This window comes from Pseudomonas nitroreducens (genome assembly GCF_010994165.1).
In the GTDB taxonomy this organism is placed as follows: Bacteria; Pseudomonadota; Gammaproteobacteria; order Pseudomonadales; family Pseudomonadaceae; genus Pseudomonas; species Pseudomonas nitroreducens.
The window spans coordinates 202,341-216,001 of sequence record NZ_WMBX01000001.1 but is presented as its reverse complement, the minus strand read 5'-3'; the positions used below and the strand labels follow the sequence as shown (position 1 = coordinate 216,001).

Sequence of the window (13,661 nt, the reverse complement as noted above, 5' to 3'; positions counted from 1 at the left end):
GAGTCCCCATGTCCCTGCCCCGTTCCCTTCGCGGCGCCATCGCCGCTGCCCTGCTGACCTTCGGCCCACTCGCCCTGGCCGCCGGCGAGAGTCCGTCCGACTGGGCCAGGCCGGTGGACCCATCGTTCAACCTCTACCAGATGTCGCCCACGCTCTACCGCAGCGCACTGCCCGGCAGTGCCGACCTGCCCGAACTGCAGCGCATGCAGGTGAAGACCGTGGTGAGCTTCATCAAGGACGACGACCGCGAATGGATCGGCCAGCAGAACATCGAGGCAGTGAGCTTCCCGACCCACGCCGACCGCGTCGATGACGCCGACGTGCTGAAGGTCCTGCGTATCCTGCAGAGCGCCGAGCAGAACGGCCCGGTGTTGATGCACTGCAAGCACGGGCGTGATCGCACCGGCCTGTTCGCCGCCATGTACCGTACCGTGATCCAGGGCTGGAGCAAGGAAGACGCGCTCAAGGAAATGACCCAGGGCGGCTTCGGCACCGAGGATGACATGCAGGATGCCATCGCCTATGTGCAGAAGGCCGACATCGGCCAGCTGCAACAGGCCCTGGCCAGCGGCGAATGCAGCACCTCGGCCTTCGCCGGCTGCCAGCTCAAGGGCTGGTTGGCGGACACCTTCGGCGAGGAACGGTCGCCGCACCCGGCGCACTGATCGGCGACCTGTCACACCGAATCGGCAAGAGTGCGGTAGCTTATCCGCACCCTCACCGTTTCACAGGCTCGCCATGACCGCTTCCCGCTTCAGCGCCGTTACCCACACCCGCTATATCGACCACGCCGGCCTGGATGCCTTCTGCGCCGACTACGACGGCTTCCTGCTCGATCTCTGGGGCGTACTGATCGACGGCGTCGACGTCTTCCCCGGCGCCCTCGCCTGGCTCGCCCGCCGCGCCGCCGAAGGCAAGCCGGTGTGGTTCCTCAGCAACGCCTCGCGCAGCGTCCCGGAGATGGCCGACACCCTGGTGCGGCTGGGCGTCTCCCGCGAGCTGTTCGCCGGTATCACCACCTCCGGCCAACTGGCCATCGACGCCTTCACCCATGAACGCGAATTCCAGCGCGGCGGCATCTATACCGTCGGTGTGGGCGATGCGCTGACCACCTGGCCGGCAGACATCCGCGAGCGCTTCTGCGATGACATCCACGCTGCATCGCTGATTCTGGGCGTCGGCAGCTTCCCGCAGGACGAACTGGAAGAGCGCTTCGCCCCGCTGCGCGGCGCCACCGAAAAACCCTTCCTGTGCGCGAACCCGGACCGCGTGGTGGTCTCCGGTGGGCAAACGGTGTTCGGCGCCGGTCGCCTCGCCGAAGCCTTCGCCGAAGAAGGCGGCAAGGTGCACTGGTACGGCAAACCCGATCCTTCCGCGTTCCGCATCGCCCATCGGCAGTTGGAAGCGCGCGGCGCGAAGCACATCCTGTTCGTCGGCGATTCGCTGGTGACCGACGTCCCCGGCGCGCTGGCCGCGCGCATCGACACCTTGTGGCTGGCATCCACCGGCATCCATCGCCAGGCGCTGGGCGTGCCCTTCAACGGCGGGCTGGACCCGGAAAGGACGAACGCTCTGCTCGATGGCTATCCAATTCGTCCGCACTTTGCCGCGCCGGGGCTGGTCTGAGTTCAGGACAAACGCCTGAGCTTGCCCCCATGAACGAACTGATCGACCTGCTGCAATGGCCGGCCATGCTGGTCACCGTCCTCGCCGCCTGGCTGGTGGGTTCCCGCGACCGAAAGCGGCGCAAGGTGGGCTTCTGGGTATTCATCGCCAGCAACGCGCTGTGGATCGCCTGGGGCCTGCCCGCCCACGCTTACGCGCTGGTGATCCTGCAGCTGTGCCTGGCGGCGATGAACATCCGCGGCAGCTACAAGAACCGCAAGCGCGAGCATGCCGAGGGTTGAGCCGCTTTCGTAGGAGCGAGCTTGCTCGCGAACCGCATGGCACCGGAGCTGGGCTGTTCGCGAGCAAGCTCGCTCCTACGAAGAGCCCCTGGGCTCCGCTCCGCCCTACGCGACTTGCATGCCGCCGTAAGAGCGCCGCGATCTGGCCGCCAACGAAAACGGGAGCCGAAGCTCCCGTTGTCATTCATTGAATCAGATCACTGCGCCGTCGCAGCTGCGCCGTCGGAATGCTCCGCGTTGCGGCTCTGCGGATTGACGATCACGGTGGCGGTGATGCCCGCCGCCAGCAGCACGCCGTCCGGTACCTCGTCGATATGGATGCGCACCGGCACGCGCTGGGCCAGGCGCACCCAGTTGAAGGTCGGGTTGACGTCGGCCACCAGCTCCCGGCTTTCCGGGTTATCGCGATCGTAGATGGCGCGGGCGACGCTTTCGACGTGGCCCTTCAGGCGCTCGCCGCTCATCAGTTGCAGCTCCGCCGGGTCGCCGACGCGGATGTGCGGCAGCTTGGTCTCTTCGAAATAGCCGTAGATCCAGTAGGAGTTCTCGTCGACCACGGCCATCTTCGCCTCGCCGACGCGGGCGTAGTCGCCACGGTGCACGTTGAGGTTGGTCACGTAGCCATCCACCGAGGCGCGCACCTGGGTGCGTTCCAGGTTCAGCTTGGCGGCGTCCAGCGCGGCCAGGGCCTGCTGGTAGTCGGCCTCGGAGGCGGCGGCGGTGTTGCTGGCATCGTCCAGGCTCTCGCGGGAGACCACTTCTTCATCCATGGCGCGGCGGCGCTTGGCGTTGAGCTGGCGCATCTGCAGGGTGGCCTTGCGCGAAGCGACCAGGGCTTCGGCCTGCTTCACGGCGATCTGGTAGTGGTCCGGGTCGATCTGCATCAAGAGATCGCCTTTCTTCACCTGCTGGTTGTCGCGCACCGGTACGTCGACCACCACGCCGGAGACGTCGGCGGCGACGTTGATGATATCGGCTCGTACCCGGCCGTCGCGGGTCCAGGGCGTATCCATGTAGTTCACCCAGAGGGCGCGGCCGATCAACGCGGCGACCGCCAGGATGATCAGGGTCGCCAGCAGGCTGATGATGGATTTGAGAGTCATGGGTGCACGCTCGTTACTTATAGACAGTGAGGGACAGCCCGCCGAACAGGCAGGCGAACAGGCACACGCGGAACAGCGCCGGGTGCCAGGTGTAGCGGTACAGGCCGACCGAAGCGAGGATGCGGTCGATGCCCCAGCAGATCACCGCGGCGACGAGGAACATCAGGGTCAGGGTCGGCATGTAGACCCCGTGGAACGCGATCTCGCGGGGCAGGTCAGGCAACATGGGTCGATCTTCCAGAAGAGGTTTCGCCATCGCGCAGCGGCGACTGCGGGTCGAGCAGGCTGCTGCGGATGAAGTGCAGGTAGCTGAGCACGCGGCGCAGCGGCGAGCTTTCGAAGTCCGGCGCGCGCGGCTCGTCAGTGGTCTTCACGCAATCGATGGCCTGCTCCACTGCGACCAGGGCGCGCTCAAGGTTGGCTTCGCAGGGCTTGACGAACAGGCGGATCAGCGCACGGCCCATGGCGCGGATCGACTGCCGCCAGGGCGACGATTGCGCATAGCAGGGCTCGCTCGGCAGGTTCTCCTGCTCGACACGCAGTTCGATGATCGAATGTCCGATTTCCAGAACCACGAAGGTCCAGCGCAGCAGGCGGCGTTGCATCTGCGGGCTGCGCGCGGCCACACCGTAGGCCTGGTTGAGCAGGTCGCGGGTGCCGCTCTCGAACGACGAGACAAGGCCGTCGAGCTTGCCGCTGATGGCTTCCACCACGCGCAGGCGCAGGTCCTTCTCCAGGCGGCGCCAGAGCCAGGCGCTGGTGGGCGGCATGATCACCGCGGCGACCACCGCGGCCAGGCTTTGCGACAGCACCAGGGCGATGTACTCGTTGAGCATGCGGCCCGGATCGTAGACGGTGAGGTTCGCCGGGATCGCGCCGAAGCTGAAGAACACCAGCAGGCCCAGGCCGTAGCCGGCGTATTTGGGCTTGATCGAGAAGAACGCGCCCACCGCGAACACCGGCGCCAGGGCGAAGGCCAGCAGGGCGAAGCCGTCCAGGTGCGGGAACACGAAGAAGGTTTCCGAGAAGCCGAGGATCGCCGCGAAGAAGGTGCCCACGGCCATCTGCATGGCCATCTTCGCCGGGTCAGGCGCGGCCGAGACCAGCGCGGCGACGGCGGCGGCGTTGAGCACGAAGGTGCTGCCGCTGGGCCAGGCGGTCTCGATCCAGAACAGGCCGAACACCAGCACCATCAGCGCGGTACGCCCGCCCGCCACCAGCGAGGCGACCAGGTTGGCCTTGGGCGAGAAGCCGTGCTTCCAGTTCTCCCGCTCGTGCTTGTGCGCGGCCAGGGAGGCGTGGGTCAGGGCGTAGTTGTAGAGGTCGTCGGCCAGGCGGTAGAGCAGCTCGCCGGCGGTGTTGTAGTCCAGCAGCGCGGAGGGCTCGTCCTGCTCCGCGAGCAACTGCGCGCGGCCGGAACGGATGCACTGCATCATCCGCGTGCGGTGGCTTTCCAGCTGCGCAGCGAGGCGTTCGGCGTCACGGTCGGTGACCGACTGGCCGCGCCACGGGGCGAGCACCTGAGTCAGTTCATCCAGGCACGGTTGCAACGCGCGCAGCACCGCCTCGGCCTCCTGCGCACGCAGGCGCGAGAGCAACTGGTGCAGCGCGTGGTAACGGGTGGTGAGGACCATGAACTCGTTGTTCAGGCGCGACAGGCGACCCGAACGCAGGCGCATGTGCGGGTCTTCGAAGCGGGTAACGCTGCGCAGCGCCTCCAGGCCCACGGCCTGGGAAGCGAAGGCGACGTTGGATGCCTCGAACCTGCGCCGATCACCGCCGCCGAGGTTGTCCAGGACGAAGCCGGCGAAGGCGCCGAAACGCTGGTACAGCGCGCTGCGCATGGCCGTGCTGGAGGTCTGCGGGAACAGCGTGGCGCTGACCACCATGGAGCAGAGAATCCCCAGGCTGATTTCCAGCACGCGCCAGATGGCCGACATGAACGCGGCTTCCGGGTGCAGGGTGGCGGGCAGGCCGATCAGCGTGGCGGTGTAGCCGGCGAGCACGCAGGCGTAGGAGCGGAAGTCGCGGTAGCGCGCGGCGCCGACGGTGCACAGGCCGATCCACAGCGCCGAGACCAGCAGGAACAGCTCGCGCTGCTGGGCGAAGATGGCAATCAGCGCAACCATCACGGAGAGCCCGACGAGGCTGCCGAGAATCCGGTAGAAACTCTTGGCGAACACCTGGCCGCTCTGCGGCTGCATGACGATGAACACGGTGATGGTCGCCGTGCTTGGCTGCGGCAGCTCCAGGCGCATCGCCAGCCACAGGGTCAGCAGCGCGGCGAGCAGCACCTTGGCGATATAGATCCAGGTGATGCCGTCGCTGCGGCCCCATTCCAGCAGCGCGCGACGCAGGGCGTCCAGCGGCGCCGGGTGGGCGCTGAAGTCGTTCGCCGCCATATCAGCGTCCGGCGCCCTGTGCCGCACGCACGTCGACTGTCTCCGGGACCATCTTTTGCTCCCGCGGGCCTTCCTGCTTGTCCATCAGGCCGCCGCCGAGGGCAACGACGAGGCCGGCATGGGTCGCCAGGCGCGCGGCACGTACCTGCTGCTCCACCAGTTGCTGCTGAAACAGGCGGGTCTGCGCGTTGAGCACGTTGAGGTAGTCGGTCAGGCCGCCACGGTACGCCTTGGTGGCGATGTCGTAGGTGCGCTGGGCCGAGGCCACGGACTTGGCGGCGAAGCCTTGCTGCAGCTCCATGGAGTGCATGCGGATCAGGTGATCGGAGATGCCCTTGAGCGCGTTGATCAGCGTCTGGTTGTACTGCGCCACGGCGGCGTCGTAGCCCGCCGCTTCCTGGCTCAGCTGCGAGCGGCGACGACCGCCGTCGAAGATCGGCAGGGAGATGGCCGGGCCGACGCCGTAGGTGAATTTCTCGGCATTGAGGAACTCCAGCATGCCGCCGCCGACCGCGCTGTAGCCGATGCTCGCGACCAGGTCGACGTTGGGGTAGAACTCGGCGCGGGCGACGTCCACGCCCTTGGCCTGGGCGGCGACTTTCCAGCGGCTGGCGACCACGTCCGGGCGGTGCCCGAGCAACTCCATCGGCAGCTTGCTGGGCAGGCCGGGGCCTTCGGCGAGCTTGAGGCTCGGGCGCTGGATCGAGGCGCCGGCGCCGGGGCCTTTGCCGGCCAGGGCGGCGATCTGGTTGCGGGTCAGCTGGATTTCCTCGTCCACCGCTTCGATCTTGCGTTCGGTCTCCGGCAGCGGGACTTCCGCCTGGCTGACTTCGAAATGCGTGCCGATGCCGCCGGCCAGGCGACGCTGGGCCAGCGCGAGGATGCCCTGTTGCTGAGCCAGCATGGCCTTGCCGATGTCCAGCTCGGCGTATTGCAGCGACAGCTGGATGTAGGCGCGGACGATGTTGCTCTCCAGCTCCAGCTGGGCGACCCGTGCCTCGGCGGCGGTCATCTTGGCGATGTCGAGGTAGCGCTCGGTGTTGCTGCGCTCGCGGCCCCAGAGGTCGAGCGAATAGCTCAGGCCCAGGGCGGCGTTGTTGTTCCAGGTGGTGGTATCGGCCAGGTCGCCCGGGCCATAGAAATAGTCGGTCGGCCAGCGGTGGCGGGTCAGCGAGGCATCGCCGCTGATCTGCGGCGACTCGGCGGACTCGGCGACGCCAGCCATGGCCATGGCCATGCGCACCCGCGCCTCGGCCTGGGCCAGGGTCGGGCTGCCGTCCAGCGCAGTCTGCACCCAGCTATTCAACTGCGGATCGCCATAGGCACGCCACCACTGCTCGGCCGGCCAGCCAGCTTCCTGGTTGGCGTGCGCGATGGCGGCGTCGGTGGCCAGCTCGGTGTCGCCCATGCGCTGTTCCTGCGGGGCGATGCCGTTGGTGCTGATACATCCGGCGATTGTTGAAAAAATGACAAAGGAGCCGACGAACGTCAGTCCTTTCACGAGGTGACGCGACACGGTGGAGGTCCTGGAAGTGGTCTAGCTTTTCAGCGTGGGGCTTTTAAGCGTGGAGAGCCGGCAAAGCCAGTTGCGGCGATTGAATTCTAGGGACGGGAAAGGGAACGGATAAGCCGGCTGTTTTGTGATTGTTTATTACCGATAATGAAACAATGTGTGTCGTCATCCATGTGACAATAGGCCGCCCGCGCTCTGCTCCGCGCATTGCCACCCATCAAGGACATGCCGGCGACGGCGACGTATCGCTGCATCGACGTCGCCACCCGGGACAGACGCCCCACTGACGAGGCTCCAATGGACACACTGCAGACCATGCGTGCGTTCGCCTGTGTCGCGGAAACCGGCAGTTTCACCGCCGCCGCGCAGCAGCTGAACACCACCACCGCCTACGTATCCCGCGCGGTCGCCAATCTGGAGTCCCACCTGCGGACCCGCCTGCTCAACCGCACCACCCGGCGCATCGCCCTGACCGAGGCCGGCCAGCGCTACCTGCTGCGCTGCGAGCAGATCCTCGCCTATGTCGAGGAGGCCGAGGCCGAGGCCAGCGATGCCCACGCCCGCCCTGCCGGCCGCCTGCGCGTGCACTCGATGACCGGCATCGGCCAGCACTACGTGATCCGCGCCATCGCCAACTATCGCCAGTTGCATCCGGACGTGACCTTCGAGCTGACCATGGCCAACCGCGTGCCGGACCTGCTCGACGAAGGCTTCGACGTGGCCATCGTGGTCGCCTCGGAACTGCCCGATTCGGGCCTGGTGTCCCAGCGCATCGGCGAGACCTACAGCATCCTCTGCGCCTCGCCCGACTACCTGGCCCGACGCGGCACGCCGAAGACACCCACCGAACTGATGGAGCACGACTGCCTGCGCCTGATCAGCCCGGTGCTGCCGCTGGACAAATGGCTGTTCGACGGTCCCAACGGCCAGGAAATGATCACCCTCGGCCCCTCGCCCTTCCAGGTGAATGTCGGTGACGCCATGACCGAGGCCATCGGCTCCGGCATGGGCATCAGCGCCTTGCCGGTCTACTCGGCGATCGACGGCCTGCGCGATGGCTCGCTGGTGCGCGTGCTGCCGCATTACAAGCTGCAGATCCTCAACGTCTACGCGCTGTACCCGTCGCGGCAGTACCTGGACGCGAAGATCAAGACCTGGGTAGCCTACCTGCGCGAGAACCTCCCCGGCGTGCTCCAGGCCGATGGCGCCGGCCTCGCCGATGTGGGACCCTGACCACCCTTTTCGTCGTGTTTCGCGGGCAAGCTCACTGTGTAACTCCCTACCCCGGTGTTCAGTGAGCTTGCCCGCGACCCACTTTTCCCCGCACCACCCGGGGTGTTCGTCGTTCGATAACCGCCCAGCGCACACGTAAGCCTTGTGCCGCTCTAGCCCGGCAGTGGTAGGGTTAAGCCCCTCCCGCCTCCCTGCCGTCCGAGAGCCATGAAAAAGAACGTCTTTGTCTTCAGCCGCCTTGCCGCGGCACACCTCGACCGCCTGCGCGCCCAGTTCAACGTCACCGTGCTCGACCCCAAGCAGGGCGACGTCGACGCGCAGCTTGCCGCGGCCCTGCCGGAAACCCACGGCATGATCGGCGTCGGTCGGCCGCTGGGCGAGAAGCAACTGGCCCAGGCCACGCAGCTGGAAGTCATCTCCAGCGTCTCGGTGGGCTATGACAACTACGACCTGGATTACCTGAACCAGCGCGGCATCCCGCTGACCAACACCCCGGACGTGCTCACGGAAACCACTGCGGACCTCGGCTTCGCCCTGATGATGGCCGCCGCCCGGCGCACCGCCGAGCTGGATGCCTGGACCAAGGCCGGCCAGTGGAAGCGCACCGTGGACGCCCAGCAGTTCGGCGTCGACGTGCACGGCAAGAAGCTCGGCATCCTCGGCCTGGGCCGCATCGGCGCCGCCATCGCCCGCCGCGGCCACTTCGGTTTCAACATGGACATCCTCTACCACGGCAACAGCCGCAAGCCGGAGCTGGAACAGGAACTGGGCGCGCGTTTCTGCGGCTTCGATGAACTGTTGGGCGAGGCGGATTTCGTCTGCGTAGTGGTACCGCTGTCGGACAAGACCCGCAAGCTGATCGGCAAGCGCGAGCTGGAACTGATGAAGCCCACCGGCATCCTGGTGAACATCGCCCGAGGCCAGGTGATCGACGAAGCCGCGCTGGTGGAAGCGCTGCAGGAGAAGCGCATCCTCGCCGCCGGCCTGGACGTCTACGAGAAGGAACCGCTGGCCGAGTCGCCGCTGTTCGCCCTGCCCAACGCCGTGACCCTGCCGCACATCGGCTCGGCGACCCACGAAACCCGCCAGGCCATGGCCGAGTGCGCGCTGGACAACTTCGAGGCGGCGCTGCGTGGCGAGCGACCGAAGAACCTGGTCAACCCGCAGTCGTGGAAGGCCTGATGCGCTTTTCGTAGGGCGCATAACCTGGAACAGGTTATCCGCCGGCACCTCGGCGGCGGATAACGCTGGCGCGTTATTCGCCCTACGAAGCTGATGTCCCAGCGCTGAAGCCAGGATATCCATGTAGGAGCGAGCTCGCTCGCGAACCAGCCCCGCAGTGAGGCTGTTCGCGAGCAAGCTCGCTCCTACAGGTTCACGCCCGTGCCGGCTGCAGCACCGGCCTGGGCTTGCGGAACACCAGGACGTTGCCGGCCATCACCAGCCCCAGCCCGGCCAACGCCGGCAGGCTCCACTGGTAACCTTCGGCGAAGGCCGAGACGTTCAGCGCCACCACCGGGAACAGCACGGTGCAATAGGCCGCGCGCTCCGGGCCCATGCGCCCGACCAGTGTCAGGTAGGCGGTAAAGCCGATCACCGAACCGGGAATCGCCAGGTACAGCAGCGACCAGACGTACTGCGGGCTGCTGTCGAAGGTCAGCGGGACGCCCCGCACCAGGCAGATGCCCAGCAGGATCAGCGAGCCGTAGAGCATGCCCCAGGCATTGGTCGACAGCGGCCGCAGCCCGGCCTTCTGCTGCAGGCTCGACAACAGGTTGCCCGCCGAGAAACACAAGGTGCCGAGCAGCGCCAGGCCCAGGCCGTAGAAGGTCTCCCGCGTCGCCTGGTGCCCTGACAGCTCCGGCCAGAACAGCAGCGCCAGCCCTGCAAGGCCGAATGCGCCGCCGCCCAGCACGTTGGGCGCAATGCGCTGGCCGAAGAAAATCCGCGCATTCAGCGCATTCCACAGCGTGGCGGTGGAAAACACCACGGCGACCAGCCCGCTGGGGATCCATTGGCTCGCGGTGTAGAAGCACAGGAAGTTCACGCAGAACAGGCACAACCCCTGGGCGAAGCAGATCGCCTGCCCGCGCCGGCCCAGCGGTTGCAGCCGCCGCGACACCAGCAGCAGGACGAACAGCACCAGCGCCGCCAGGCTGAAGCGGTAGGCGATGGACAACGGAATGGCGACGGCGCCGACCTGCAGCTTGATGGCGATCCAGGTGGTGCCCCAGATGAGCACCGTGAGCAGGTAGAGCGAGAGATTCATGGCGATCTCCGGATGACTGGAGAAACAGTCTCCCGCCCAGGCCCGGGACCGGCTTGCAGATTCTTGCGCTTATTGCGACAGCCGGGCTGGCGAGGCGCGCCCGCGCGGGTAGAGTGAAGGCAGCAGAGGAACGCCCATGTCAGCCATTTCGCAGCTAGAAGTCTTCCAGTCGATGAACGCCTCGCCCAACGCCCGCCTGGAGCGCTGCGCGGAGCTGGGCGACGGGCTGTCCGCGGCGATCTGGAGCAACAGCCACGATGCCCGCGACTACCACGCGCCCAGCCACCACACGCTGTCCTGCTACCTGAACGACGGCACCGGCACCTTTCGCCGCGGCGCGCCGGGCAGCAAGGGTGCACCAGACAAACTCTGTGTGATGCCGGCCGGCGCCGAGTCGGCCTGGATCGTCAACGGCGACATCCGCCTGGCGCACCTCTATATCGGCCAGGAACAGTTCTCCCTCGGCTGCATCCGCCTGCTCGACCGCGAGCCGCGCGAACTGCAACTGCACGAACGCACCTTCCTCGATGACCCGCAGCAGGCTGCGCGATTCCGCCAACTGGTGAAGCTGGACTGGCACGAGCCGGGCGAACGCATCCGCACCAGTACCCTGGCCCATGACCTGATCGATCATCTGTTGCTCAATCAGGTCGGCCTGCGGGAAGGGTTGAAGCTCAAGGGCGGATTGGCACCGGTGATGCGCCGGCGGATTGCCGAGTACATCGAGCAGCGCCTGGACCAGCCATTGTCGCTGGGCGAGCTGGCGATGCAGACGGCGCTGTCGGAATACCACTTCGCGCGGATGTTCCGCGAAAGCTTCGGCATGCCGCCGCACCAGTACGTGCTGGCCCGCCGCGTGGCCCTGGCGCAGCGCCTGCTGCGCGATACGCGCCAACCGTTGAGCCAGGTGGCGCTGGCGTGCGGGTTCTCCAGCGCCAGTCATTTCGCCAACCGTTTCAGGTCGGTGGTGGGTGGCACACCGGGGGAATATCGGCAGGCGTTCGAGGAGTAGGCCGCTGGCCGATCCTGCGCGAACACCCGACCTATAGGAGCGAGCTTGCTCGCTCCTATAAAAAGCTTGAAGCGTCAGCCGAGTACGGCCAACACACCACCAATCACCGGCATCGCCGCCGCCGTCGGCAGCGCCCAGCGCGGCCGCCAGGCCAGCAGCAGGACCAGCACAGCCCCCGCGATCATCAACAGGCACGCCCAATAGACGATGCCCAGTTCCATGCCGATGACGTGGATCGCGTAGGCCAGCGCCAGCGCGCCATCCACCAGCGCCACGATACGCAGCAGACGCACACGGGACTCGGAGGGCGCATTACCGAACAGATCGCGGTGATGGCGCGACAGCGACAGGCAGCCCGCCGCCAGCGCCAGCAGATTGAGACCGAACACCAGCAGCATCAGGCGAACTCCTCGTTACGGGCACGACCTGCGCGGGCGGGCTCGGCGCGCTCCTGGCCCAGTCGCCAGCCAAGAAAGGCGCAGAGGCTGCCGACCAGCAGCAGACCAAGATCGATACCGACCATCGTCCAGTCGCCATTGGCGAAGTGGGTCGTGATCCGTCCCGGCTCGGGGCCGAACAGACTCAGCACCGGCAGTAATAACGCCAGCGCTGCCAGGGTGACGAACTGCTCGCGGGCCATGGCCCGGCTCCCCCGGCGCAGCAGCGCATGGAGCAGCGCCAGCAGCCAGATCACCACGAAGGCGGTGGCCTCCCAGCGAGTGCGCTGGAGCAGGTCGGCCGGCAACAGTCGCGAAGCCGCGAGCAGGCCGAGCGAGGCGACCGGGAGGCCGCCGCACACCGCGCCGTTGAGCGTGCGTACCAGCGCCACGCCCCGGTGGCCACGGGTTTCACGCTTGCTCACCCAGACTTGCAGGCCGCCGAACACCATCACGCAGCCCACCAGGCCGAGGGCGAAATACATCACCCGCAGCAGGTCGTTGCCGAACTGCGCCATGTGCAGGCCGGTCAACCAGGCGTAGGTCTTGTAGCCCGGCTTGTAGGGCTTCTGCACGTGCAGCAGCGCGCCGCTGCCGGAGTCGAAGGACACGGTGCGCTGGTCGTTGACCATGCCCTTGTCCACCGCCTTGCGGATCTGCACCATCGCGCCGGCGTCCCCCGGGTTCTCGATATTGATCCAGCCGACCTGGCTGTCGTCGCCCCAGGCTTCACGGGCCTTGAGGATCATGTTGTCGATGGACTTGGTCGCCTTCGCCGGCTTGCCCAGCGCTTCACGGTCGAAGGCGCCCTGCACGTCATGGAAGAAATGCTCCATGTCGTTCTTGTAGGCCACCTTGATGCCGGCGGTCATATAGAAGGTGATGAAGATCGCCAGCCCCGTGTACGCCATCAGCAGATGGAACGGCAGGCCGAGCACGCCCAGCACGTTGTGCGCATCCAGCCAGGCGCGCTGCTTCGCCGCCTTCGGACGCAGGGTGAAGAAGTCCTTGAAGATGCGCCGGTGGACGATCACCCCGCTGACCAGCGCCACCAGCATGAACACACCGGCCACGCCGACCATGTAGAGGCCGATCATCCCGCCATGCAGCTCGTAGTGCAGTTCGAGGAAGAAGTTGCCGCCGACGGTCCTGGGCAATACCTCGCCGCTCTGGGCGTCCACCAGGAACGACTGGAACTCGCTGAAGTCCGCCGGCTCCCAGCCAGCCGTCCAGTACGGCATGCGTTCGGTGGGCGGGTGCATCCAGTAGCCGTGGGCCTTGGGCGCACGCTCGACGATCAGCTCACGCACCTGGTCGGCACCGACTTTCACTTCGTCCAGCGTGTGCAACTGCGGCGTCATCCAGCGGGTGAGCTCCTTGTCGAACACCGCGACGGTGCCGGAGAACAGCACGACAAAGAGAATCCAGCTGACCAGCAGCCCGCTCCAGGTGTGCAGGCCGGACATGGATTGGCGCAGGCTCATGGGCGCACCCCGTAGGCGGTCGGCAGGAAGGCGGCCAGGCCCAGCACGACGCTCAGCGCCACCGGCACCCACACCGCGCGCCACGGGCTTTTCGCGCCGAAGGCGTAGAGGATCGCCGCGACCCAGACGATGAAGCAGGCCAGGCTGGCCAGCGACACGCGATCCGAGCGCGACATCGGCAGGTAGACGCTGAAGAAGGCAGTGGCGGTGTAGGCCAGGGCATAGCCGCCGACCACGGCGCTGAGGATGCGGGCAGCGATGACGCCGGCCTGGGTTGCGCTCATGGTTGGGTGCTCGAACG

14 protein-coding genes are annotated in these 13,661 nt (G+C 66.8%); 6 read left to right on the top strand and 8 right to left on the bottom strand.

What is annotated here, in order from left to right; all coding sequences use genetic code 11:
• The first annotated feature begins 8 nt into the window (after nucleotides 1–8).
• The 3 genes from GJV37_RS01065 to GJV37_RS01055 all read left to right on the top strand — a co-directional run bounded on the left by GJV37_RS01065 (nucleotide 9) and on the right by GJV37_RS01055 (nucleotide 1,907).
• Nucleotides 9–665: a dual specificity protein phosphatase family protein gene (locus GJV37_RS01065; RefSeq protein ID WP_084358692.1), complete on the top strand. Its 657-nt coding sequence runs from the start codon at nucleotides 9–11 to the stop codon at nucleotides 663–665.
• Nucleotides 666–738: 73 nt separating this feature from the next.
• Nucleotides 739–1,626, top strand: coding sequence for a TIGR01459 family HAD-type hydrolase (locus GJV37_RS01060; protein WP_084358693.1), 888 nt, complete (start codon nucleotides 739–741; stop codon nucleotides 1,624–1,626).
• Nucleotides 1,627–1,655: 29 nt separating this feature from the next.
• Entirely contained in the window at nucleotides 1,656–1,907 is a 252-nt protein-coding gene (locus GJV37_RS01055; protein WP_024765856.1) for a hypothetical protein, read from the top strand.
• Between the two features lie 197 nt (nucleotides 1,908–2,104).
• On the opposite strand, the gene GJV37_RS01050 is transcribed toward GJV37_RS01055, so the two are convergent.
• Genes GJV37_RS01050 through GJV37_RS01035 form a run of 4 tightly spaced genes read right to left on the bottom strand, consistent with a single transcriptional unit; the run spans nucleotide 2,105 to nucleotide 6,928 of the window.
• Nucleotides 2,105–3,010: an efflux RND transporter periplasmic adaptor subunit gene (locus GJV37_RS01050; protein WP_024765857.1), complete on the bottom strand. Its 906-nt coding sequence runs from the start codon at nucleotides 3,008–3,010 to the stop codon at nucleotides 2,105–2,107.
• Between the two features lie 13 nt (nucleotides 3,011–3,023).
• A complete protein-coding gene (locus GJV37_RS01045; RefSeq protein WP_024765858.1) occupies nucleotides 3,024–3,224 on the bottom strand; it encodes a DUF1656 domain-containing protein in 201 nt (66 codons plus the stop codon).
• 1 nt (nucleotide 3,225) lies between these two features.
• On the bottom strand, nucleotides 3,226–5,412 hold the full coding sequence (locus GJV37_RS01040) for an FUSC family protein (RefSeq protein WP_084358694.1): 2,187 nt from the start codon (nucleotides 5,410–5,412) through the stop codon (nucleotides 3,226–3,228).
• Nucleotide 5,413: 1 nt separating this feature from the next.
• Nucleotides 5,414–6,928 (bottom strand): efflux transporter outer membrane subunit, encoded by a 1,515-nt coding sequence (locus tag GJV37_RS01035; protein WP_081754044.1) that lies wholly within the window; start codon nucleotides 6,926–6,928, stop codon nucleotides 5,414–5,416.
• Between the two features lie 294 nt (nucleotides 6,929–7,222).
• On the opposite strand from GJV37_RS01035, the gene GJV37_RS01030 reads away from it, so the two are divergent.
• Together GJV37_RS01030 and GJV37_RS01025 are read left to right on the top strand one after the other, a co-directional pair.
• A complete protein-coding gene (locus GJV37_RS01030; protein ID WP_017519048.1) occupies nucleotides 7,223–8,158 on the top strand; it encodes a LysR family transcriptional regulator in 936 nt (311 codons plus the stop codon).
• Nucleotides 8,159–8,365: 207 nt separating this feature from the next.
• On the top strand, nucleotides 8,366–9,340 hold the full coding sequence (locus GJV37_RS01025; protein WP_024762727.1) for a 2-hydroxyacid dehydrogenase: 975 nt from the start codon (nucleotides 8,366–8,368) through the stop codon (nucleotides 9,338–9,340).
• A gap of 193 nt (nucleotides 9,341–9,533) precedes the next feature.
• On the opposite strand, the gene GJV37_RS01020 is transcribed toward GJV37_RS01025, so the two are convergent.
• Entirely contained in the window at nucleotides 9,534–10,427 is an 894-nt protein-coding gene (locus tag GJV37_RS01020) for a DMT family transporter (RefSeq protein WP_024762726.1), read from the bottom strand.
• Nucleotides 10,428–10,563: 136 nt separating this feature from the next.
• Here GJV37_RS01020 and GJV37_RS01015 point away from each other — a divergent pair, with 136 nt between their 5' ends.
• Complete coding sequence (locus GJV37_RS01015; RefSeq protein ID WP_084358696.1) at nucleotides 10,564–11,439, top strand: helix-turn-helix domain-containing protein; 876 nt, start codon at nucleotides 10,564–10,566, stop codon at nucleotides 11,437–11,439.
• Between the two features lie 74 nt (nucleotides 11,440–11,513).
• Here the strand turns inward: GJV37_RS01015 and GJV37_RS01010 are convergent, their stop codons facing one another.
• Genes GJV37_RS01010 through GJV37_RS01000 form a run of 3 tightly spaced genes read right to left on the bottom strand, consistent with a single transcriptional unit; the run spans nucleotide 11,514 to nucleotide 13,644 of the window.
• Nucleotides 11,514–11,837 carry a DUF3325 domain-containing protein gene (locus GJV37_RS01010; RefSeq protein WP_024762724.1) on the bottom strand — a complete coding sequence of 108 codons (324 nt, stop codon included), beginning with the start codon at nucleotides 11,835–11,837 and terminating at the stop codon, nucleotides 11,514–11,516.
• Nucleotides 11,837–13,360, bottom strand: a complete 1,524-nt coding sequence (locus tag GJV37_RS01005) for a PepSY-associated TM helix domain-containing protein (protein WP_084358697.1) — start codon at nucleotides 13,358–13,360, stop codon at nucleotides 11,837–11,839. The genes GJV37_RS01010 and GJV37_RS01005 overlap by 1 nt, the downstream gene beginning before the upstream one ends.
• On the bottom strand, nucleotides 13,357–13,644 hold the full coding sequence (locus GJV37_RS01000) for a DUF3649 domain-containing protein (RefSeq protein ID WP_065086696.1): 288 nt from the start codon (nucleotides 13,642–13,644) through the stop codon (nucleotides 13,357–13,359). Before GJV37_RS01000 ends, GJV37_RS01005 begins: the two co-directional genes overlap by 4 nt.
• Nucleotides 13,645–13,661 lie beyond the last annotated feature (17 nt).

Excerpts from the sequence above, each read along its gene's own strand:
- GJV37_RS01065 (WP_084358692.1), top strand. The coding sequence starts at position 9 with ATGTCCCTGCCCCGTTCCCTTCGCGGCGCCATCGCCGCTGCCCTGCTG.
- GJV37_RS01060 (WP_084358693.1), top strand. The coding sequence starts at position 739 with ATGACCGCTTCCCGCTTCAGCGCCGTTACCCACACCCGCTATATCGAC.
- GJV37_RS01055 (WP_024765856.1), top strand. The coding sequence starts at position 1,656 with ATGAACGAACTGATCGACCTGCTGCAATGGCCGGCCATGCTGGTCACC.
- GJV37_RS01050 (WP_024765857.1), bottom strand. The coding sequence starts at position 3,010 with ATGACTCTCAAATCCATCATCAGCCTGCTGGCGACCCTGATCATCCTG.
- GJV37_RS01040 (WP_084358694.1), bottom strand. The coding sequence starts at position 5,412 with ATGGCGGCGAACGACTTCAGCGCCCACCCGGCGCCGCTGGACGCCCTG.
- GJV37_RS01030 (WP_017519048.1), top strand. The coding sequence starts at position 7,223 with ATGGACACACTGCAGACCATGCGTGCGTTCGCCTGTGTCGCGGAAACC.
- GJV37_RS01025 (WP_024762727.1), top strand. The coding sequence starts at position 8,366 with ATGAAAAAGAACGTCTTTGTCTTCAGCCGCCTTGCCGCGGCACACCTC.
- GJV37_RS01020 (WP_024762726.1), bottom strand. The coding sequence starts at position 10,427 with ATGAATCTCTCGCTCTACCTGCTCACGGTGCTCATCTGGGGCACCACC.
- GJV37_RS01015 (WP_084358696.1), top strand. The coding sequence starts at position 10,564 with ATGTCAGCCATTTCGCAGCTAGAAGTCTTCCAGTCGATGAACGCCTCG.
- GJV37_RS01010 (WP_024762724.1), bottom strand. The coding sequence starts at position 11,837 with ATGCTGCTGGTGTTCGGTCTCAATCTGCTGGCGCTGGCGGCGGGCTGC.
- GJV37_RS01005 (WP_084358697.1), bottom strand. The coding sequence starts at position 13,360 with ATGAGCCTGCGCCAATCCATGTCCGGCCTGCACACCTGGAGCGGGCTG.
- GJV37_RS01000 (WP_065086696.1), bottom strand. The coding sequence starts at position 13,644 with ATGAGCGCAACCCAGGCCGGCGTCATCGCTGCCCGCATCCTCAGCGCC.